The sequence below is a fragment of the Sphingomonas sp. genome (assembly GCF_036388435.1).
In the GTDB taxonomy this organism is placed as follows: Bacteria; Pseudomonadota; Alphaproteobacteria; order Sphingomonadales; family Sphingomonadaceae; genus Sphingomonas.
In genome coordinates this window covers 1-18,889 of the sequence record NZ_DASVRV010000054.1, presented here as the reverse complement: position 1 = coordinate 18,889, position 18,889 = coordinate 1, and the positions used below count along the sequence as shown (strand labels likewise).

Below are 18,889 nucleotides of genomic sequence, written 5' to 3'. Positions count from 1 at the left end.
CGAAGAACTTTCCGCCAAAGGCCGCGGCACGTCAGTCGTCCTCGTCCTCGAACCCGACCAGCGCCAGCGCGCGCGCGCGGATCTGGCGGGTCATGCACCAATGGACCAGCGCGTCCTCGCGGCCATGCGTGACCCACACCTCCTTCGGGGAGATCTCCAGGAGCGTGCTCGTCAGCTCGTCCCAATCGGCATGGTCGGACAGGATGATCGGCAGCTCGACGTTCTTCTGCCGGGCGCGCTGGCGCACCCGCATCCAGCCCGACGCCATGGCGGTGATCGGGTCGGGCAGCCGCCGGGTCCAGCGGTCGTTGAGCGCAGAGGGCGGGCACATCACCACATGCCCCGCCATTTCGGCCTTGGGGGTGTCGGTCGCGGGGCGCAGCTCGCCCAGCGCGACCCCGTGCGCCTGATAGAGCTCGCACAGCCGCACCAGCGCGCCGTGAAGATAGATGGGCGCGGCGTGCCCGCGCGCGCGCAGCTCGGCGATCACCCGCTGCGCCTTGCCCAGCGCATAGGCGCCCACCAGCACGCAGCGATCGGGATTGGCGTGCAGCCGCGCGAGCAGCTTGTCCATCTCGTCGCCCGTATCGGGGTGGCGGAACACGGGCAGCCCGAACGTCGCCTCCGTCACGAACACGTCGCACGCCACCGGCTGGAACGGGGTGCAGGTCGGGTCGGGCCGGCGCTTGTAATCGCCCGACACGACGATCCGCTCGCCCCGGTGATCCATCACGATCTGCGCGGAGCCGAGCACATGGCCGGCGGGGACGAAGCCGATCTCGACATCGCCCATGCGGATGGTCTCACCATAAGCGACGGGGCGCTGTTCCTGCGGGCCGTAACGCGCTTCCATGATCGCCAGCGTCTCGGGCGTCGCCCAGACCGCGCCGTGCCCGCCGCGCGCATGGTCGGCATGGCCATGCGTCACCAATGCCCTGGCCTGGGGGATCGACGGGTCGATCCACGCATCGGCGGGGAGCACATGGATGCCGTGCGGGTGGGGTTGCAGCCAGTCGCCGAGTTTCGCCATCGCTCCTTCAAGCGGGCGGCGGCGACAACGGTTCCGCACCGCCCGGAATTGCGGCGCCCGTGCCGGCGCGCTACCTGTTTCGCCCGATGCAGGAACTCAGCGCGCGCACGGGCCGGACGCGGACGGGCTTGCCCGTCTCGCTCAACGTCGCGCCCCCGCCGGACCTGGAGCCCTTCGTGGCGCGCTTCTTCGTCACGATCATCGACCAGCCCGACGAGCAGGTGGTCGAGGACATCCTGCTCAACGAGACCGCGCTGGTGCGCGTGCTGGTGCGCGGCGACTGGGACATGTGGGTGCCCCAGCGCGGCTGGCGGCGGCGGGCCGGCGCGCTGCTGTTCGGCGCCCAGCGCCGCGCGATGCGGGTGCGCGCGCGCGGGCCGATGGCGGTGGCCGGCTTCGCGATCCGGCCGGGCGGCTGGTTCGGGCTGGACGTGCGCGACCACCGGCTCCTCGCCGACCGGGTCGATGACCTGGACGGCCCATGGGGCGCGTCGCTCGTCGCCGCGGCCGCCGATATCGACGATCACGGGGAAACGATCGCGCGGCTGGTCGCGGCCTGCCGCGCGCGGGTTGCCGATCTGGCCGGCGCCGCCGATCCGGTCGCGGCGATGTTCGAGCGGATCGCACGCGACGACCCGACGGTCCATGTCTGCACGGTGGCGGACCGGCTGGCGCTCACCCCCCGCGCGCTCGAACACCGGATCCGCCGCCATTTCGGCCATGTGCCCAAACTCGTCCTGCGCCGCAGCCGCTTTCTCGACATGGCGGCGGTGATGCGCGGGCTCGCCATGCCCGACGAGGAGACGCTGGCGGGCCTGCGCTTCTACGACGCGTCGCACCTCAACCGCGAGTTTCGGCTGTTCGTCGACATGACCCCCGCCGCCTTCGCGCGCGCGACGACGCCGCTCATGACGCCGGGGCTGGAGGTGCGCCAGCAGCGCAAGCTCCAGGACGCCGGCGCCCCCGGCCCCGCCCCCTGGCTGGGGTGAGGATCGAACGCGGACCCGGCTCGTTGAACGCGGGATAACGGATCGGGAGTTGGAATCATGGGTTTCGCGGGCGGTATATGGGGCGTGTTGGTGATCTTGGGGCCGATCCTCCTCGCGGTGGCGATCGCCTGGGCGATGCGGCACAACAAGACTTCCCGGCGCTCGATGGAACGGACCGAGCAGGCGACCCACGACCTGTACGAGGGCGACCCGGTGGACCGCACCAAGCGCTGACGAGCCTACCCGAACCGCTGGAGCGCTGGTTTCAGGCCCGCGCCTGGCGCCCCCGCCGCCACCAGCTCGCGATGCTGGGCGAAGCGCGCGCCGGCAACCACGCGCTGCTCGTCGCCGCGACCGGGGCGGGCAAGACGCTGTCGGGCTTCCTTCCCACGCTCGTCGACCTGATCGAGCGTCCGGCGGAGGGGCTCCACACCCTCTACGTCTCGCCGCTGAAAGCGCTGGCGGTCGACATCCAGCGCAACCTGCTCGCCCCCGTCGCCGAGATGGACCTCGACATCCGGGTCGAGACGCGCACCGGCGACACCCCCTCGGACCGCCGCGCCCGCCAGCGCGTCAAGCCGCCGCAGATCCTGCTCACCACCCCCGAATCGCTGTCGCTGCTGCTCAGCTACCCCGACAGCTTCACCATGTTCGCCGGGCTCCGGACGATCGTCGTCGACGAGGTCCACGCCTTCGCGACGGGCAAGCGCGGCGACCTGCTGTCCCTATGCATGGCCAGGCTCGGGCGGATCGCGCCCGCCATGCGCCGTGTCGCGCTGTCGGCGACGGTCGCCGACCCCGACGGCTACCGCGCCTGGCTGGCCCCCGACGGCGACATCGACGCGGTCAGCCTGGTGCGCGGCGAGCCCGGCGCCGACCCCAACATCGCCATCCTCCTGCCCGAGGACCGCATCCCCTGGTCGGGCCATTCGGGCCGCTACGCCGCCGTCCAGGTGATGCGCGAGATCGAACGCCACCGCACCACCATCATCTTCTGCAACACCCGCAGCCTGGCCGAGCTCATCTTCCAGGATCTGTGGAAGGCGAACGACCGGTCGCTCCCCATCGGCGTCCATCACGGCAGCCTGTCGCTCGAGGCGCGGCGCAAGGTCGAGGCGGCGATGGCCGACGGCAAGCTTCGCGCGCTCGTCGCCACCGCGAGCTTGGACTTGGGGGTCGATTGGGGCGATGTCGACTGCGTGATCCAGATGGGCGCCCCCAAGGGCTCGTCGCGCCTGCTCCAGCGGATCGGCCGCGCCAATCACCGCCTGGACGAGGCGTCGGAGGCGCTGATCGTGCCCGGCAACCGCTTCGAATATCTCGAAGCCCGCGCAGCGCTCGACGCGGTGGAGGCAGGCGAGCTCGACCCCGACCTGTTCCGCCCCGGCGCGCTCGACGTGCTGGCGCAACATGTCATGGCCTGCGCCTGCGCCATGCCGTTCCGCGAGGAGGAGCTGCTGGCCGAACTCCGCTCGGCGCTCCCCTATTCGGCGCTGACCGACGACCTGTTCGCCCAGGTGCTCGGCTTCATCCGCGACGGCGGCTATTCCCTGCGTGCCTATGACCGCTTCAAGCGGCTGACCCAGGAGCCCGACGGGACGTGGCGCGTCGCCCACCCCAAATTCGTCGCCCAGCACCGCCTCAACGCCGGCATCATCGTCGAGGCGACGATGCTCCAGGTGCGCTTCAAGAACGGCCGCAATCTCGGCCGGGTCGAGGAGGCGTTCGCCGCGACGCTCAGCCCCGGCGACACTTTCTTCTTCGCCGGGCTGAGCCTGGAGGTGGAGCGGATGGACACGGAGGACCTGGTCGTCCGCGCCACCGCCCGCCCCGCGCGCGTGCCCACCTATGGCGGCAGCCGGATGCCGCTGTCGACCAGCCTCGCCGACCGGGTGCGCGGCTTCTTGGCCGACCCGAGCGAGTGGCCGCGCTTTCCCGACGACGTGCGCGAATGGCTGGAGATCCAGACGCGCCGATCGGTCCTCCCGCGCCCCGGCCAGCTCTTGGTCGAGACCTTCCCGCGCGAGGGGCGCCACTACATGGTCGCCTACAGCTTCGAGGGATGGAACGCCCACCAGTCGCTCGGCATGTTGATCACCCGCCGCATGGAGGCGCAAGGGCTCAAACCCACCGGCTTCGTGTCGAACGATTACGCGCTCGCCTGTTTCGGGCTGGAGCCGATCACCGATCCCGCCGGCCTCTTCTCCCCCGACATCCTGGAGGACGAGTTCGTCGAATGGGTCCAGGGCTCCGCGCTCCTGAAACGCGCCTTTCGCGAGGTCGCGGTGATCGGCGGGCTGGTCGAGCGCCAGCATCCGGGCAAGCGCAAGACGGGGCGCCAGGTCACCTTCTCCACCGACCTGATCTACGACGTGCTGCGCAAATACGAGCCGACCCACCTCCTCCTCCAGGCCGCCTGGGACGACGCCCGCGCGCGCATGACCGATGTCGGGCGCCTGGCCCACCTGCTCGACCGCGCGGCCGAGACGATGGTCCATGTCGACCTCCCCCGCGTCTCGCCGCTGGCGGTGCCGGTACTGGTGCTGATCGGGCGCGAACGCATCTCCACCCACCAGGGCGACGACGCCCTGCTGATCGAGGCGGAAGCGCTGGCGGCGGAGGCGATGGCGGAGTGAGGCGGGCGGGTGGGGTCTGTCCCGGCTTCCCCGCGCGCCCGGAGTGCCCGACCGGCTTCTATCGAGATTAAGGCCGGCTGTGATACCTGTCGCGGCCTACGGGTTCGTCGGCGTGACAAGCGTCCGAACCGTCGCCATGGGCAGGAATAGCCGCAAGCCGTTGGAGGGCAGCGGCTCGAAACCATAGCTGATATAGAGAGCCAGGCGCTTTGCCGCCTTCTCGGGATCGCCGCAGTCGAGCACGTCCATCATGACGACGGCGATACCCAACGCATCGGCCGCGCTGGCCAGGCGCGTCAAACAATCGATCAACAGATCGCCGCCATGGCCCTGTCCTTGAAAGCGGGTGTCGACGCCGATCATCGAGATGTACGCGGCCGGGATGCTGCCATGGGCAGGCCGGTCGCGAGCGAACCGGTCGGGCAGTTCGGCATGATCTATCGCATGGGCATTGGCGGCATAGAAGCCGATCAGCGCGCCCTCCGGACCGACCATCACGAACGTGCGGACATTGTCGGCTTTACCGAGCTTGTTCGCGGTCCGGCGAAAGAAGTTATCGACCTGCGCGACGCCGCAGGAGAAGCCCGCTCGATCATGCTTCGCGGGATCGAGGGGCTCTATGACATAGGCGTTCGCGACATAGGATTTCGCGTCTTCGGGCGTGGTCACCTGCTGGTGACGGTCTCACGATGGCGCACGAATGCCGTCCGAAGGCGATCGGTCGGTGCCGGTGGGGTATCCAGGGCCGCGAAGAAGGCCTGATGATCGACAGGCTGCAAGGCGGTGCGTTCATGCGCCGTGATCGTCTCCAGCGCTGACCGATAGGCCGCGTTCATCGTGAAGACGGAGTCGTCCACCCCCGAAAGAGCGGCGGCGTGCTGAATGGCTTGCTTGATGCGCGGCTTTGTACGGAAGTTCATCCGCTCGCTGCTACGCTCATCAAGAGCGCCGACCTGATCTTGAAAACCCAGCATGGCGAACCTCATTCAACCTCCGCATTTATGTACGCCATAGCGGCGTACATTTCAACAGAAGGTTGAAAGGCTTTCAATCCAAGCCTTTTCCGCTCACCCATCTCGGCCGGCATTGCAGCCGGTCGAGACCGAGGCTGTAACCCCGGTTCAGAAGGTCCGCCTTCGGGATCGGCGCGCACCTTCATCCAAGGCTGACACCGGGCGACACCTGCCCTCACCGAAACCACTGTCCTACACGACCGATTCTGATCCGGCTTCGGCGATGCCCAACCTCCTCGCCCGATCGACCCTTCGAGCCCATTGCCCGGCAGCCCCGCCATGGTCGAAACCGGAACGGCTCGTCCACGACTGGACGTGCGTTCACGCTTATATTCCCCTCGGCTTGCTCAGCTGCGCCGGCGAGCGACGCTTCGCGCCCGCGCGCGCTGGAGGCTTGGGAGCGCTGGGACGGTCTTGGCGTGACCTTTAGTGACCTTTCGCCCGCTCATCCCTAGACGGACGGCTTCGCGCCCGCTTGCCAAAGGTCCGGATCGGGCGCAGCCTCCCCCGATCATGTACGCCGCCCTGATCCTCCCCGCCCTCCTGCTCGCCGCCGCTCCGGCGCAGGACGCACGGCCCCCGGCGCCCCCGGCCTCGACCCCGGCGCCCACTGAAGCGGAGCTGGCGTTCCTGATGCAGAATGCGCGGATGACCGTGCCCGTCCAGGTGGCGGGCAACGGGCCGCACCGGTTCATCATCGACACCGGCGCGCAGCGCACCGTCATCTCGCGCGAGCTCGCGACCGAGCTCGCCCTGCCGCGCGGGCGCACCGTGCGGCTGACCGCGATGACGGGCAAGGCCGATGTCGACACGGTGCTCATCCCGTCGCTCACCGTGTCGAGCTTCGCGGGCCGCCGGATCGAGGCGCCCGCGCTCGAACGCCGCTTCATGGGCGCGGCGGGCATCCTCGGCATCGACACGCTCCAGGGCCATGCGGTCGCGATCGACTTCGATACGGACACGATGCTCGTCACCCCATCGACGAAGCGCAAGCGGCGGGCGGTGGCGGCCGCGCCCGGCGAGATCGTCATCCAGGCGAAGAGCCTGTTCGGCCAGCTCGTCGTCACCGACGCTCAGTTTCGCGGCACCAGGGTGCGCGTGATCCTCGACACCGGGGCCGAGGTCAGCATGGGCAACGAGGCGTTCCGCCGGCGCGTCGCCCGGTCGCACAAGGGGATGCGCGACATCGAGCTGATCAGCGTGATCGGCGGCAAGATGGTCGCGGGCTATACCCAGGTGCCCCAGGTCACGATCGGCTCCGTCACCTTCGAGAACCTGCCCGTCGCCTTTTCCGCGACCGCGCCCTTCAAGGAATGGGGGCTGGAGGACAAGCCCGCCATCCTGCTCGGCATGGACGCGCTCAAGCTGTTCCGGCGGGTGCACATCGATTTCGCCAATCGCGAGGTGCGGCTCACCATGCCGCGCGGGATGCGGCCTGCCGCGCGCGCGGCATTGCCAGCGCGGGCGCCGCGCGGCTAACCTCCTCCCCGGAAACGGGGGAAGCGTCGATGCGGATCGTGGGATGGATGACGGCGGCGGCCCTGCTCGTCGGACCACAGGGCGCGGCGGCGCAGACGCGCCCCGACCAGCGCGCCTTTTTCGATCTGTACAAGGAGCTGGTCGAGACGAACACCACGATCAGCCAGGGCGACTGCACGATGGCGTCCGCCCAGATCGCCACGCGGATGAAGCGCGCGGGCTATGCGGACCGCGACATTACCCTGTTCTCCGTGCCCGACCATCCCAGGGAGGGCGGGATCGTCGCGGTGCTGCCCGGCAGCGACGCGAGCCTCAAACCCATGCTCCTCCTCGGCCATCTCGACGTGGTCGAGGCCGATCCCAAGGACTGGACGCGCGATCCGTTCAAGCTGGTCGAGGAAGGCGGCTATTATTACGCCCGCGGCACCGTCGACGACAAGGCGATGTCGGCGGTCTGGGCCGACACGATGATCCGGCTGAAAGCGGGCAAGCCCCCGAAGCGCACGATCAAGCTGGCGCTCACCTGCGGCGAGGAGACGACCTTCGCCTGGAACGGCGCCGAGTGGCTGGCCAAGAACCGCCCCGAGCTGATCGCGGCCGAATTCGTCCTCAACGAGGGCGGGGGCGGACGCCTGGACGAGGCGGGAAACCGCCAGCTCCTCGCCATCCAGGTCGGCGAGAAGGCCGCGCAGAACTACACCTTCACCGCCACCAACCCGGGCGGGCACAGCTCGCAGCCGACCCCCGACAACGCCATATACGAACTCGCCGCCGCGATCCGCGCGGTCCAGGGCCACCGCTTCCCGGTGCGTTTCACCGACACCACCCGCGCCTTCTTCGCCGCCACTGCCAGGACCCAGCCGGGGCCCGTCGGCGACGCGATCACCCGGCTGCTCGCCGACCCGCGCGACGCAGCCGCCGACGCGATCGTCAGCCGGGACAAGGCGTTCAACTCGACGCTGCGCACCAGCTGCGTGACGACCCTGGTCAAGGCGGGCCATGCGGAAAACGCCCTGCCGCAACGCGCGACCGCCAACGTCAATTGCCGCATCTTCCCCGGCGAGACGGTGGACGGCACGCTCGCCATACTCAAGCAGCTCGCCGGGCCCAAGGTCGCCGTCACCGCCAACCAGCCGGTGCGCCCGACCGCCAAGCCGCCCGCGCTCGACCCCAAGATCCTGGAACCCGTCACCCGCGTCGCCGCCAAACACTTCCCGAACGTGCCCGTGCTCCCGATCATGTCGACCGGCGCGACCGACGCGGTGTTCTTCGGCGCGCTGGGCATTCCCGTCTACGGCGTGCCCGGCATGTTCGTCGACAAGGACATGAGCGGCGTCCACGGGCTGAACGAACGCATCCGCGTGCGCTCGCTCTATGACGGGCGCGACTATCTACACGATCTGGTGCTCGCCTACGCCGGTTAGGGCTTGGCGGCGGCCGTGCTGCGGATGCTCCGCAACCCGTCGCCTGCCTCCTTCACATCGGCCGTACAGCGCGCCAGCTCGGCGCGATTGTTGAGCTTGGGCTGGGCGGCCTGGGCCGCCTTGGACGCGTTGGTGACGGTCGACGCGATATCGACGGCATCGTCGCGTCCCTTCAGCTTGCCGGTGAAATACAGGACCAGGCTCTTATGGTACTCGGCAGCCGACGGGTCGCCGCGCGAACCCAGGAAGCTGAACATGATCAGGCACCGTGCATCCGCCTCCGCGGCGGACGGGGGTCGTGCCGCGGTCGGCGCGGCTTGCAGAACCAATGCGGCGATGATGGCGAACATGATCGAGGTCTCCTACTCCAGTCGGAGATAGCGTCGACTCCCTAGCAATCGATTATCAAGCGTTGCCCGGCAACGCCTTGATTTGGTTAACGCTGGGCGGCATGGCGAGGGTATGGTTCCGTTTTTGTTCGGTGGACACGCGCTCGGCGCGCATGCGTCGGGCGCGGTGCATTGGCCCGCGCGCGGGGCGCTGCTCGTCGCCGACCTGCATTTCGAGAAGGCGAGCTGGTTCGCGATGCGCGGGCAGATGCTCCCGCCCTATGATTCGCTGGCGACGCTCGGTGAGATCGAGGCCCTGGTCGCCGCGACGGGCGCGCGCGAGGTCTGGTGCCTGGGCGACAGCTTTCACGATGTCGGCGGCTGCGAGCGGCTTCCGCAGGAGGCGCAGGCGCGGCTGCGCGCGCTGATGACGGCGACGCGCTGGCACTGGATCACCGGCAATCACGATCCCGAGATCCTCGACCGCTGCGGCGGCGAGGTCATGACGGAGGCGTCGGTCGACGGGTTGGTGCTGCGCCACGAGGCCGATCCGCGCGAGGCCGGCCATGAACTATCGGGCCATTTCCACCCCAAATTGCGCGTCCGGGTGCGCGGGCGTCAGGTCGCGCGGCGCTGCTTCGTCGCGACCCCGACCAAGCTGATCCTCCCCGCCTTCGGATCGCTGACCGGCGGACTCGACGCCACCCATCCCGAGATCAGGCGCGCGGTCGGCGGCGCGGCCGAGGCGCTGCTCCCCGTCGAGAACCGGATGCTGCGCTTTCCGCTCGCCGCCTAACGCACGAGCGTCGGGAAGCCCGTGCGGAAGGCGGCGACCTTCGGCTTGTCCCAGCGGACGATGTAGGGGTGGGTCGGGTTCTTGCGCCAGAAATCCTGGTGATGGGCTTCGGCGGGGAAGAAGCCGCCGCCCTCGATCCTGGTCACGATCGGCGTCGGATAGGCCTTGGCCGCGCCGAGCTGCGCCACGTAACGCTGCGCCACGACGCGCTGCTGCGGCGTCTGCGGAAAGATGGCGGAGCGGTAGCTCGGCCCCACATCGGGAGTCTGGCGGTTCAACTGGGTCGGGTCGTGCGCGACCGAGAAGAACACGCGCAGCAACGTCGCATAGCCGACCCGGGCGGGATCGTAGACGATCCGCACCGCCTCGGCATGGCCGGTGCGCTCGGTCGACACCTGGTCGTAGGTCGCGGTCGCGGCGGTGCCGCCGGCATAGCCCGTCTGGACCGAACGGACGCCGCGCACCTGCTCGAACACCGCCTCCAGTCCCCAGAAGCACCCGCCCGCGAACACCGCCACCTGCGGGCCGGGGCCGCGCGGCACGTCGATGGCGGCGGCGGGGATCGGCACCGCGCGCTCGGCGACCGCGCCGGTCGGCACGAGCATCCAGCCCAGGGCGGCCATGCCGGCCGCGATCGAGAGGGCCTGAACCTTCACCGCGTCAGCGCTGCGCCGAGGCGTCGCCGGTGAAGTGGCTCGCGAAGGTCCGCGTCGCCTCGGCCGGCTGAAAGGCGAGCAGCCCCGCCGCGCCGAGCAGGAAGCCGCCGGCGAACTGCCAGATGAAGCTGTTCTTGAAAATCCGCATGACACTTGTCCCGTGTTCGATTCTACCGACCCCAGATCGTGGCCGGGGGGGCCCGTCACAAGGATCACGGCGGCAACTCATAGTTTCCGCCGGTTAACGGAAGCTGGAGCCGTCGTTCATCGACGGGCCAGGTGCGGGGCGCGGGTCAGCCCAGGGCGCGACAGGCCTGCTGGATACGTGCGCACGCCTCGCGCAGCAACGCGTCCGAGGTCGCATAGCTGATCCGCATCGCCGGGGAGAGCCCGAACGCCGCGCCCTGCACCGCCGCCACCCGCGCCTCGTCGAGCAGGTACGAGACGAACGCCTCGTCGCTGTCGATCACCGTGCCGCCGGGCGTGCGCCGCCCGATCAGCGGCGCGAAGGACGGATAGACGTAAAAGGCGCCCTCGGGCTTGGGACAGGTCATCCCCTCGATCTCGCCGAGCATGTCCAGCACCAGGTCGCGCCGCGTCTGGAAGGCGCGGTTGCGCTCGCGCAGGAATGACTGGTCGCCGTTCAGCGCCGCGGTCGCCGCCGCCTGCGCGATCGAACAAGGGTTGGAGGTCGATTGCGACTGGAGCTTGGCGATCGCCTTGATCAGCCAGGGCGCCCCGCCCGCGAAGCCGATCCGCCAGCCCGTCATCGCATAGGCCTTGGAACAGCCGTTCACCGTCAGCGTGCGGTCGTACAGCTCGGGACAGACCTGCGCGATCGTCGCGAATTCGAACCCGTCATAGACGACATGCTCGTACATATCGTCGGCGAACACCCATACATGCGGGTGCCGCGCCAGCACCTCGGCCAGCGCGCGCAGCTCGGCCGCGCTATAGGCGGCGCCCGTCGGGTTGGACGGCGAATTGAGGATCACCCATTTGGTGCGGGGCGTGATCGCCGCGTCGAGCGCTGCGGGCGTCAGCTTGTACCCCTGTTCCGGCCCCGCGCGCACCGGCACGGGGGTGCCGCCCGCGAACTGCACGACGTCGGGATAGCTCACCCAATAGGGCGCGGGGATCACCACCTCGTCCCCCGCCTCGACGGTCGCGACCATGGCGTTGAACAGCGTGTGCTTGCCGCCGACATTCACCGTGATCTGATCGGGCGCATAGGTCAGCGCATTGTCGCGGCGGAACTTGGCCGCGATCGCCGCCTTCAGCTCGGGCGTGCCGTCGACATCGGTATATTTGGTCTTGCCCTGGCGGATCGCCGCGATCGCCGCTTCCTTGACGAAATCGGGCGTGTCGAAGTCCGGTTCTCCGGCGCCGAGCCCGATCACGTCCACCCCCTGGCGTTTGAGCGCGCCGACGCGCGCGGAGACGGCGAGCGTGGGGGACGGGCTGATACGGGCGAGCGCGGCGGAGGGCTGCATGGGCTGAAAGCTCCCGGAAGGACGCGCGCTCATAGCGATGCGCCGCCCTCTACTGCAACCGCCCGTACCGCAACCGTCACGGCCGGCATCAACCCGCGCAACGCGTTACCGATGAGGAACCCGCCCGCGAGGTCGCCCGCGCGCAGCTCCCCCTCCACCGCGCGCCCATCGGCGATCAGCGCCTCGCGCAGCACGCCCGGCAGCAACCCGCGAGCCAGCGGCGGCGTGACGAGAAGGCCATCACGCGGCACGAAGAGCGAGGTGAAGCTGCCTTCGGTCAGCCGGCCGTCCCGGTCCTCGAACACCACCTCGAACGCAGCCGCCGCGCGCCGCGCGTCGTCGTAGAAACGCCGGTCGGTCGTCTTGTGGCGCAGGCGGAAGTCGCCGGGATGCACCGGCAGCGGCACCACGGCCACCCCGACCGGCGTCGTGGGCGCGGGCGGCAGCGGCCCCGTCTCGACCGTGACCGCCCCGCCCGCCGCGAGCAGCAGCCGCACCCGCGCCGCGCCGCGCAGGCGAAAGGTCGCGGCCTGCAGCTCGTTGCGCGTCGCGTGGCGGTCGAACGCGAACCCGAACAGCGCGGCGCTGCGTCGCAGCCGCTCCAGATGCCGGTCGAGCAGCGCGATCCCCTCCTCCGGGTCGAACGCCATCGTCTCGATCAGGTCGAACCGCCGCTGCCCCGCTTCGAGGAACGCCGCCTTGGCCAGGCACTCGTCCCACTCCGCGCCCGCGGTGGAATCGGCGACCAGGCCGGAACCGAGCCCGATCTGCGCCTCACCTTCTTCGATCGCCAGCGTGCGGATCGCGACGTTGAACGCCGCGTCGCCGCCCGCGTCGATACGTCCGATCGACCCGGTATAGGCGCCGCGCGGCGGCCCCGCCTCGATCGCCGCCAGCGCCTGTTGCGCGCGCACCTTGGGCGCCCCGGTGATCGATCCGCAGGGAAAGGCGGCGCCGAGCATATCGACCGCGTCGCGTCCGGCGGCGAGCTCGGCGGTGACGACCGACACCAGCTGGTGGATCGTCGGATAAGTCTCGACCGCGAACAATTCGGGGGTGGCGACGCTGCCCGGCGCGGCGACGCGCGACAGGTCGTTGCGCATCAGGTCGACGATCATCAGATTCTCGGCGCGCTGCTTGGGATCGGCGGCGAGCTCCAGCGCGGCCGCCCGGTCCTGCGCGGGCATCGCGCTCCGACGCGCGGTGCCCTTCATCGGGCGGCAGGTCAGGAACCCGGCTTCGAGCGAGAAGAACAATTCGGGCGAGAAGGACAACAAAGCCGTCCGCCCGGTCGCGACCACCCCGCCCCAGCCCGCGCCCGCCCGTGCCCGGAGCGCGGCGTAGAGCGCGAGCGGGTCGCCCGCAAAGGGCACCGCCGCGCGAAAGCTGAGATTGGCCTGGTAGAGATCGCCCGCCGCGATGAGCTCATGGACGCGCGTGAATTCATCCGCGTAGGCGCCCTCGTCGATGCAGGGTCGCGGCGCCCCGATCCACGCGCCCGCCGGATCGGGGAGGAGCGCCGGAACTTCGTCCGCCGGCACCTCCTCCGAGCGCTCGAACAGTCCGAACCAGAGCAGCGGGGCCGACGACGAGGGTCGCGGCACCGACGGTTCGAACGCCGCCCCCGCCTCATAGGCCAGATAGCCCGCGGCATGCAGGCCCTCGGCACCCCCGGCTCGGACCAGGTCGAGCGCGGGTCGGACATCCTCGACCGTTCGTGCCTCCACCACCCGCACGGGGGCGCGGTACAGCCGCGCGGGGCCGCCACCAGGACGGGCATCGTCGAGCAGCACAAAAGGTTCGGGCCAGGGCGGCATGGCATCAGAGATGCGCGACGGCGCCCCCCGACCGCAAGCGATGATTGCCGCTGCGCGCGGTCCCGCCTATTTCACCCGGCATGAGCAACCGCCCACTACGCGCCCAGATCGTCCCCGTGACGCCCATCCAGCAGAACTGCACCCTGATCTGGTGCACCGCGACGATGAAGGCGGCGGTGGTCGATCCGGGCGGCGACCTGCCCCGCATCAGACGCGCGATCGACCAGGCGGGGGTCGTCGTCGAGAAGATCCTGCTCACCCATGGCCATATCGACCATGCCGGCGAGGCGAAGCCGCTCGCCGACGACCTGGGCGTGCCGATCGAGGGATCGCACGGGGCCGACCGCTTCTGGCTCGCGCGGCTCGACGAGGACGGGCGCAATTGGGGCATTCGCGGCGTGCCCTTCGAACCCGATCGCTGGCTGGTCGAGGGCGACACGGTCACGGTCGGCGACCTCAGCTTCGACGTGTACGAGACGCCGGGGCACACGGCGGGGCACGTCGTCTTCCACCACGCGCCGTCGCGCTTCGCGCTGGTCGGCGACGTGTTGTTCCAGGGATCGGTCGGGCGCACCGACCTGCCCCAGGGCGATCACCCCCAGCTCATCCGGTCGATCGTCGAGAAATTATGGCCGCTCGGCAACGAGACCGCGTTCATCCCCGGCCACGGCCCCGCCAGCACCTTCGGCCATGAGCGCCAGCACAACATGTTCGTCAGCGACCGCGCGCTCGCGGCCTGAGCCCTCACCCCCGCACGGTCGTGGCATCGACATCGCGGATCGCCGGCGAATAGGCGCCGCTCAGCGGGATCGAGATCGCCCAAAGCGCGAGCACCAGCTGCAGCCCGAGCGTCGCCCCGGTTCCAAAGGCGCGTCCGACGTTCCAGCCGTCCATGCCCAGCCCGTGCGCGATGCGGGCGAGCAGGAACAGCGCCGCCGGCGCCCACAGCCACACCGACGTTCCCGCCGCGAACTCGATCAGCCCGACCAGCGCCAGCGTGATCGGCGCGTTCTCGGCGAAATTCGCGTGCGCACGCATCCGGCGCAGCACCCGCTCGCTGCCGCCGTCGCCGACGCTGACCTTTTCCGACCGCCGCACCTGGCCGACGCGAAAGGACAGCCAGATGTTGAGAAGCGCGAGCGCTCCGGCGAGGACGAGGGTGATCGGCAGCGTCGTCGTGAACATGGTGATGGTCCCCCTTGATATCGCCGGGTCCTGCCACCGGGCGGGCGCGCTTGCAACGCCGGGCCGAATCGCTATAGCGCCACGCTTCGCGACGCGTCCGGCCCCGGAGTCCCATGGCTCCAGGCGCTTTCGGGCGTGCCACCGTTCCGACCAGCTAAGGTGCCGAAATGGCCGTCCCCAAGAGAAAAACATCGCCCTCCAAGCGCGGCATGCGTCGCGGTCACGATTCGCTGACCGTCGCATCCTTCCAGGAGTGCCCGAATTGCGGCGAGCTCAAGCGTCCGCACATGCTGTGCAATTCCTGCGGGCATTATAACGGCCGCGAGATCATCTCGGTCGAGGGCTGATAAGCTCCGGTCGAGAGGACAAGAGGATGCCCGACAGCGACTGGATCGCGGTCGACGCGATGGGTGGCGATGACGGGCTTCGGGTGATGCTGGCCGGCGTCGCGCGCGCGCGCGGCGCGGCCCAGGGTATCCGCTTCCTGCTGGTCGGCGACGAGACCGCGATCGCGCGGGGCCTGGACGCGCATCCGGGCCTGCGCGCCGCGTCCGAGATCGTCCACGCTCCCGACACCGTATCGTCGAGCGAGAAGCCGACCCAGGCGATCCGCCGTGCCAAGACCACCTCGCTCGGCGTCACCATCGATCTGGTCAAGCGCGGCCGCGCCGCCGCCGCCGTGTCGTCGGGCAATACCGGCGCGATGATGGCGATGGCCAAATTGGCGCTGCGCATGATGCCCGGCATCGATCGCCCGGCGCTCGCCGCGCCGCTGCCGACGCTGGGCGAGAACGACGTGGTGATGCTCGATCTGGGCGCCAATGCCGAATGCGACGCGCGCAACCTGGTGCAGTTCGCGGTCATGGGCGCCGCCTTCGCGCGCACCGTGCTCGACCTCGACCTGCCGCGCGTCGCGCTGCTCAACATCGGCAGCGAGGACCAGAAGGGCACCGACACCATCCGCGACGCCGCGGCGATGCTCAAGGAAGCCGGCCATCTGCCGCTGCGCTTCGACGGCTTCATCGAGGGCGACCGGCTGAGCCGGGGCGAGGTCGACGTGATCGTGTGCGACGGTTTCTCGGGCAACATCGCGCTCAAGACCGCCGAAGGAACGGCGCGCTTCGTCGCCGACCTGCTCAAGCGCGCTTTCCGTTCTTCCGTGCGCTCCAAGGTCGGCTTCCTCATCTCGCGCCCCGCGACCGAGCTGCTCCGCGACCATCTCGATCCCAACAAGCATAACGGCGCCGTCTTCCTGGGACTGAACGGCATCGTCGTGAAGTCGCATGGCGGCGCCAACGAACTCGGCGTCGCGACGGCGATCGGCAACGCGGTGAAGATGGTCCGCCACGACCTGACGCGGCGCATCGCCGAGGACCTCCACCGGTTCGAGGCGGCCGGCGAAGCGGTGGGCGCGGCATGATCCGCTCGGTCGTCACCGGCACCGGGTCGGCGCTCCCCACGCGCCGCGTATCGAATGCCGAGCTGGCGGAGACGGTGGACACGACCGACGAATGGATCGTCGAGCGCACCGGCATCCGCTTCCGCCACATCGCGGGTGAGGGTGAGACCACCGCCTCGCTCGCCACCGATGCCGGGCGCCGCGCGATCGCGGCCGCGGGGCTCGATGCGACCGACATCGACCTGATCGTGCTCGCGACCGCGACCCCCGACCAGACCTTCCCGGCCAGCGCCACGATCGTCCAGGCGAAGCTCGGCATCCTCGACTGCGTCGCGTTCGACGTCGGCGCGGTGTGCTCGGGCTTTCTCTACGCGGTCCAGGTGGCCGACGCGATGCTGCGCGCGGGCGCGCACAGCAAGGCGCTGGTGATCGGCGCGGAGACGTTCAGCCGCATCCTCGACTGGGAGGACCGCACCACCTGCGTGCTGTTCGGCGACGGCGCGGGCGCGGTCGTCATGGAAGCGCGCGAGGAGCTGGGGGAGAATGGCGCCGAGCGCGGCGTGCTCGCGGTCAAGCTCCACGCCGATGGCCGCTACAACGAGCTGCTTTACGTCGATGGCGGCCCATCGACCACGGGCACGGTGGGCAAATTGCGGATGAAGGGACGCGAGGTCTTCCGCCACGCGGTCAACAACCTGTCGTCCGTCATGACCGAGTCGCTGACCCTGGCGGGGCTGGACGCAGCCCAGATCGACTGGGTCGTCCCGCATCAGGCCAATGCCCGCATCCTCGATGCGACCGCGCGCAAGCTGGGGCTCGATCCGGGCAAGGTGGTGGTGACCGTCGACCAGCACGCCAACACCTCCGCGGCCTCCGTGCCGCTGGCGCTCGACACGGCGGTGCGCGACGGGCGCATCCGGCCGGGGCATCTGGTCGTGCTGGAAGCGATGGGCGGCGGGTTCACCTGGGGCGCGGCGGTGGTCCGCTTCTGACCCGTTGACGGCGGGACGCGAGGTTAGGCCGCCAACCCCTTCCGATCCGGCCGAATTGCGTATACACCCAAGCTATCGGGGGAGTGAGATCGTGGACCAAGCAGGGACGTTGACCCGGGCCGATTTGGCCGAGGCGTTGCACAAGGAGGTCGGGCTGAGCCGCGCCGACTCCGCCCAGATCGTCGAGCAGATCCTGAAGGAGATGTGCGAGTCGCTGTCGCGCGGCGAGAATGTCAAGATCTCCGGCTTCGGCACCTTCGTGCTGCGCGACAAGGGCGAGCGCGTCGGGCGCAACCCCAAGACCGGCGTCGAGGTGCCGATCGCGCCCCGCCGCGTCCTGACCTTCCGCGCGAGCCAGATGATGCGCGAGCGCATCGTCGCCGCGACCTGAGCGATATGGCGGGAGCGGGGTCGCCCCCCCCCAAGGCGGCGGGCGCGTTCCGCACCATCGGCGAGGTGGCGGCCGAGCTGAACGTCGCCCAGCATGTGCTGCGTTACTGGGAAACACGTTTCCCCCAGCTCCGCCCGCTTCAGCGCGCGGGCAATCGCCGCTATTACCGCCCGGACGATGTCGTCCTCGCGCGGCGGATCGACCGGCTCCTCAACGCGGAGGGCTATACGGTCAAGGGAGTCCAGCAACTGCTCGCGCGCGAGGGCGGCGCGGTCGAGACGCCGCTCGTGGCGACGGGATCGTCCGACCTGATGGCGGCGCTCCGCGCGATTCGCATCCTCTTGAGTGACGGGCTGGAGCACGACGACATCACACAGAACCGTTCGTCCTGAGTAGGGACTGAGCTCGTCGAAGTCCCGTATCGAAGGGACAGGTCCCGCCCCTCGGTCCTTCGATACGCCATTTCGACTGCGCTCAATGGCTACTCAGGACGAACGGGAGTGGGTGAACCCGACATTGTCCCGCCTATCGCTCGCGCGTGGTCGCGAACGTCACCTTGGGATGGCGTTCGGTCATATAGCCGATCTCCCAGGCGCTCTTGGCGAGCAGCACGGGATTGCCGTCGCGGTCCTTGGCCATCCCGCCCCGGTTGACGTCGGCGAACGCCTTCAGGTCGGCGGGGTCGGCGGCCGACAGCCAGCGCGCGGTCTCGAACGGCGCGGGCTCCAGCGCGGCGGCGACCTTATACTCGGCCTCCAGCCGGCTGAGCAGCACGTCGAGCTGGAGCTGGCCGACCACCCCGATCACCCAGTTCGACCCGATATCGGGATAGAAGACCTGGGTCACCCCCTCCTCCGCCATGTCGTCCAGCGCCTTGCGCAACTGCTTGGTCTTGGTCGGGTCCTTCAACTGAACGCGGCGCAGGATCTCGGGCGCGAAATTGGGCAGCCCGGTGAAGCGGATCGCCGCGCGTTCCGACAGCGTGTCGCCGACGCGCAACGTGCCGTGATTGGGGATGCCGATGATGTCGCCGGGATAGGCCTCGTCCGCCACCTCGCGATTCTGCGCGAAGAACAGGATCGGCGAATGCACCGCGATGGGCTTGCCATGGCCGGTCGGGGTCAGCTTCATGCCGCGCTTGAACACCCCCGAGCATAACCGCATGAACGCGATCCGGTCGCGGTGCTGCGGGTCCATGTTCGCCTGGACCTTGAACACGAAGCCCGTCACCTCCGCCGAATCGGGCGAGATCGGCGCGGG

Annotated in this window: 22 protein-coding genes; 12 read left to right on the top strand and 10 right to left on the bottom strand. The window is 69.7% G+C overall.

The features are described 5' to 3' along the window. Positions 1-31 precede the first annotated feature (31 nt). Positions 32-1,030 (bottom strand): ligase-associated DNA damage response exonuclease, encoded by a 999-nt coding sequence (locus VF592_RS14140; RefSeq protein ID WP_331006276.1) that lies wholly within the window; start codon positions 1,028-1,030, stop codon positions 32-34. 86 nt (positions 1,031-1,116) lie between these two features. On the opposite strand from VF592_RS14140, the gene VF592_RS14135 reads away from it, so the two are divergent. The 3 genes from VF592_RS14135 to VF592_RS14125 are packed head-to-tail and all read left to right on the top strand — an operon-like array spanning position 1,117 to position 4,655. Continuing rightward, a complete protein-coding gene (locus VF592_RS14135; protein WP_331006275.1) occupies positions 1,117-2,019 on the top strand; it encodes a helix-turn-helix domain-containing protein in 903 nt (300 codons plus the stop codon). 57 nt (positions 2,020-2,076) lie between these two features. Continuing rightward, positions 2,077-2,253 carry a hypothetical protein gene (locus VF592_RS14130; protein ID WP_331006296.1) on the top strand — a complete coding sequence of 59 codons (177 nt, stop codon included), beginning with the start codon at positions 2,077-2,079 and terminating at the stop codon, positions 2,251-2,253. A gap of 17 nt (positions 2,254-2,270) precedes the next feature. Further along, on the top strand, positions 2,271-4,655 hold the full coding sequence (locus tag VF592_RS14125; RefSeq protein WP_331006293.1) for a ligase-associated DNA damage response DEXH box helicase: 2,385 nt from the start codon (positions 2,271-2,273) through the stop codon (positions 4,653-4,655). A gap of 96 nt (positions 4,656-4,751) precedes the next feature. Here the strand turns inward: VF592_RS14125 and VF592_RS14120 are convergent, their stop codons facing one another. Together VF592_RS14120 and VF592_RS14115 are read right to left on the bottom strand one after the other, a co-directional pair. Then, positions 4,752-5,324 (bottom strand): GNAT family N-acetyltransferase, encoded by a 573-nt coding sequence (locus VF592_RS14120; RefSeq protein ID WP_331006274.1) that lies wholly within the window; start codon positions 5,322-5,324, stop codon positions 4,752-4,754. Further along, positions 5,321-5,641, bottom strand: coding sequence for a DUF1778 domain-containing protein (locus VF592_RS14115; RefSeq protein ID WP_331006273.1), 321 nt, complete (start codon positions 5,639-5,641; stop codon positions 5,321-5,323). The genes VF592_RS14120 and VF592_RS14115 overlap by 4 nt, the downstream gene beginning before the upstream one ends. A gap of 540 nt (positions 5,642-6,181) precedes the next feature. On the opposite strand from VF592_RS14115, the gene VF592_RS14110 reads away from it, so the two are divergent. Together VF592_RS14110 and VF592_RS14105 are read left to right on the top strand one after the other, a co-directional pair. Continuing rightward, complete coding sequence (locus tag VF592_RS14110; RefSeq protein ID WP_331006272.1) at positions 6,182-7,147, top strand: aspartyl protease family protein; 966 nt, start codon at positions 6,182-6,184, stop codon at positions 7,145-7,147. Between the two features lie 29 nt (positions 7,148-7,176). After that, complete coding sequence (locus tag VF592_RS14105; RefSeq protein ID WP_331006271.1) at positions 7,177-8,571, top strand: M20/M25/M40 family metallo-hydrolase; 1,395 nt, start codon at positions 7,177-7,179, stop codon at positions 8,569-8,571. Here VF592_RS14105 and VF592_RS14100 read toward each other — a convergent pair. Continuing rightward, complete coding sequence (locus VF592_RS14100) at positions 8,568-8,921, bottom strand: hypothetical protein (RefSeq protein ID WP_331006270.1); 354 nt, start codon at positions 8,919-8,921, stop codon at positions 8,568-8,570. The two genes, VF592_RS14105 and VF592_RS14100, sit on opposite strands and share 4 nt — an antisense overlap. Positions 8,922-9,033: 112 nt before the next feature. On the opposite strand from VF592_RS14100, the gene pdeM reads away from it, so the two are divergent. Further along, complete coding sequence (gene pdeM / locus VF592_RS14095; RefSeq protein ID WP_331006269.1) at positions 9,034-9,696, top strand: ligase-associated DNA damage response endonuclease PdeM; 663 nt, start codon at positions 9,034-9,036, stop codon at positions 9,694-9,696. Here the strand turns inward: pdeM and msrA are convergent. The 4 genes from msrA to pabB form a co-directional block, all read right to left on the bottom strand. After that, a complete protein-coding gene (msrA, locus tag VF592_RS14090) occupies positions 9,693-10,319 on the bottom strand; it encodes a peptide-methionine (S)-S-oxide reductase MsrA (RefSeq protein WP_414714225.1) in 627 nt (208 codons plus the stop codon). The genes pdeM and msrA overlap by 4 nt on opposite strands. Positions 10,320-10,356: 37 nt before the next feature. Further along, a complete protein-coding gene (locus VF592_RS14085; RefSeq protein ID WP_331006268.1) occupies positions 10,357-10,500 on the bottom strand; it encodes a hypothetical protein in 144 nt (47 codons plus the stop codon). A gap of 145 nt (positions 10,501-10,645) precedes the next feature. Beyond that, entirely contained in the window at positions 10,646-11,845 is a 1,200-nt protein-coding gene (locus VF592_RS14080) for a pyridoxal phosphate-dependent aminotransferase (protein WP_331006267.1), read from the bottom strand. 29 nt (positions 11,846-11,874) lie between these two features. Further along, on the bottom strand, positions 11,875-13,662 hold the full coding sequence (gene pabB / locus VF592_RS14075; RefSeq protein WP_331006266.1) for an aminodeoxychorismate synthase component I: 1,788 nt from the start codon (positions 13,660-13,662) through the stop codon (positions 11,875-11,877). 80 nt (positions 13,663-13,742) lie between these two features. On the opposite strand from pabB, the gene VF592_RS14070 reads away from it, so the two are divergent. Further along, positions 13,743-14,402, top strand: coding sequence for an MBL fold metallo-hydrolase (locus VF592_RS14070; protein ID WP_331006265.1), 660 nt, complete (start codon positions 13,743-13,745; stop codon positions 14,400-14,402). A 4-nt stretch (positions 14,403-14,406) separates the two neighbouring features. Here VF592_RS14070 and VF592_RS14065 read toward each other — a convergent pair whose 3' ends face one another. Next, positions 14,407-14,847 (bottom strand): MAPEG family protein, encoded by a 441-nt coding sequence (locus tag VF592_RS14065; protein ID WP_331006264.1) that lies wholly within the window; start codon positions 14,845-14,847, stop codon positions 14,407-14,409. 167 nt (positions 14,848-15,014) lie between these two features. Here VF592_RS14065 and rpmF point away from each other — a divergent pair, with 167 nt between their 5' ends. The 5 genes from rpmF to VF592_RS14040 all read left to right on the top strand — a co-directional run bounded on the left by rpmF (position 15,015) and on the right by VF592_RS14040 (position 18,021). Next, the gene (rpmF, locus tag VF592_RS14060; RefSeq protein WP_331006263.1) at positions 15,015-15,194 is read left to right on the top strand and encodes a 50S ribosomal protein L32; all 180 of its coding nucleotides are present in this window, start codon (positions 15,015-15,017) and stop codon (positions 15,192-15,194) included. Positions 15,195-15,220: 26 nt separating this feature from the next. Then, positions 15,221-16,267, top strand: a complete 1,047-nt coding sequence (gene plsX / locus VF592_RS14055) for a phosphate acyltransferase PlsX (protein WP_331006262.1) — start codon at positions 15,221-15,223, stop codon at positions 16,265-16,267. Next, complete coding sequence (locus tag VF592_RS14050; RefSeq protein ID WP_331006261.1) at positions 16,264-17,238, top strand: beta-ketoacyl-ACP synthase III; 975 nt, start codon at positions 16,264-16,266, stop codon at positions 17,236-17,238. The genes plsX and VF592_RS14050 overlap by 4 nt, the downstream gene beginning before the upstream one ends. A gap of 91 nt (positions 17,239-17,329) precedes the next feature. Further along, the gene (locus VF592_RS14045) at positions 17,330-17,629 is read left to right on the top strand and encodes an integration host factor subunit alpha (protein ID WP_331006260.1); all 300 of its coding nucleotides are present in this window, start codon (positions 17,330-17,332) and stop codon (positions 17,627-17,629) included. Between the two features lie 5 nt (positions 17,630-17,634). Beyond that, entirely contained in the window at positions 17,635-18,021 is a 387-nt protein-coding gene (locus VF592_RS14040; protein ID WP_331006259.1) for a MerR family transcriptional regulator, read from the top strand. A 133-nt stretch (positions 18,022-18,154) separates the two neighbouring features. Here VF592_RS14040 and VF592_RS14035 read toward each other — a convergent pair. Further along, positions 18,155-18,889, bottom strand: a 735-nt coding sequence (locus VF592_RS14035; protein ID WP_331006258.1) for an EF-Tu/IF-2/RF-3 family GTPase, incomplete at its 5' end; no start/stop codon positions are given.

Coding starts and splice junctions, on each gene's coding strand:
- VF592_RS14070 (WP_331006265.1), top strand. CDS start 13,743: ATGAGCAACCGCCCACTACGCGCCCAGATCGTCCCCGTGACGCCCATC.
- VF592_RS14080 (WP_331006267.1), bottom strand. CDS start 11,845: ATGCAGCCCTCCGCCGCGCTCGCCCGTATCAGCCCGTCCCCCACGCTC.
- pabB (WP_331006266.1), bottom strand. CDS start 13,662: ATGCCGCCCTGGCCCGAACCTTTTGTGCTGCTCGACGATGCCCGTCCT.
- VF592_RS14140 (WP_331006276.1), bottom strand. CDS start 1,030: ATGGCGAAACTCGGCGACTGGCTGCAACCCCACCCGCACGGCATCCAT.
- msrA (WP_414714225.1), bottom strand. CDS start 10,319: ATGGCCGCCCTGGGCTGGATGCTCGTGCCGACCGGCGCGGTCGCCGAG.
- VF592_RS14100 (WP_331006270.1), bottom strand. CDS start 8,921: ATGTTCGCCATCATCGCCGCATTGGTTCTGCAAGCCGCGCCGACCGCG.
- VF592_RS14110 (WP_331006272.1), top strand. CDS start 6,182: ATGTACGCCGCCCTGATCCTCCCCGCCCTCCTGCTCGCCGCCGCTCCG.
- VF592_RS14040 (WP_331006259.1), top strand. CDS start 17,635: ATGGCGGGAGCGGGGTCGCCCCCCCCCAAGGCGGCGGGCGCGTTCCGC.
- VF592_RS14135 (WP_331006275.1), top strand. CDS start 1,117: ATGCAGGAACTCAGCGCGCGCACGGGCCGGACGCGGACGGGCTTGCCC.
- VF592_RS14065 (WP_331006264.1), bottom strand. CDS start 14,847: ATGTTCACGACGACGCTGCCGATCACCCTCGTCCTCGCCGGAGCGCTC.
- VF592_RS14050 (WP_331006261.1), top strand. CDS start 16,264: ATGATCCGCTCGGTCGTCACCGGCACCGGGTCGGCGCTCCCCACGCGC.
- VF592_RS14085 (WP_331006268.1), bottom strand. CDS start 10,500: ATGCGGATTTTCAAGAACAGCTTCATCTGGCAGTTCGCCGGCGGCTTC.
- rpmF (WP_331006263.1), top strand. CDS start 15,015: ATGGCCGTCCCCAAGAGAAAAACATCGCCCTCCAAGCGCGGCATGCGT.
- VF592_RS14130 (WP_331006296.1), top strand. CDS start 2,077: ATGGGTTTCGCGGGCGGTATATGGGGCGTGTTGGTGATCTTGGGGCCG.
- pdeM (WP_331006269.1), top strand. CDS start 9,034: ATGGTTCCGTTTTTGTTCGGTGGACACGCGCTCGGCGCGCATGCGTCG.
- plsX (WP_331006262.1), top strand. CDS start 15,221: ATGCCCGACAGCGACTGGATCGCGGTCGACGCGATGGGTGGCGATGAC.
- VF592_RS14115 (WP_331006273.1), bottom strand. CDS start 5,641: ATGAGGTTCGCCATGCTGGGTTTTCAAGATCAGGTCGGCGCTCTTGAT.
- VF592_RS14105 (WP_331006271.1), top strand. CDS start 7,177: ATGCGGATCGTGGGATGGATGACGGCGGCGGCCCTGCTCGTCGGACCA.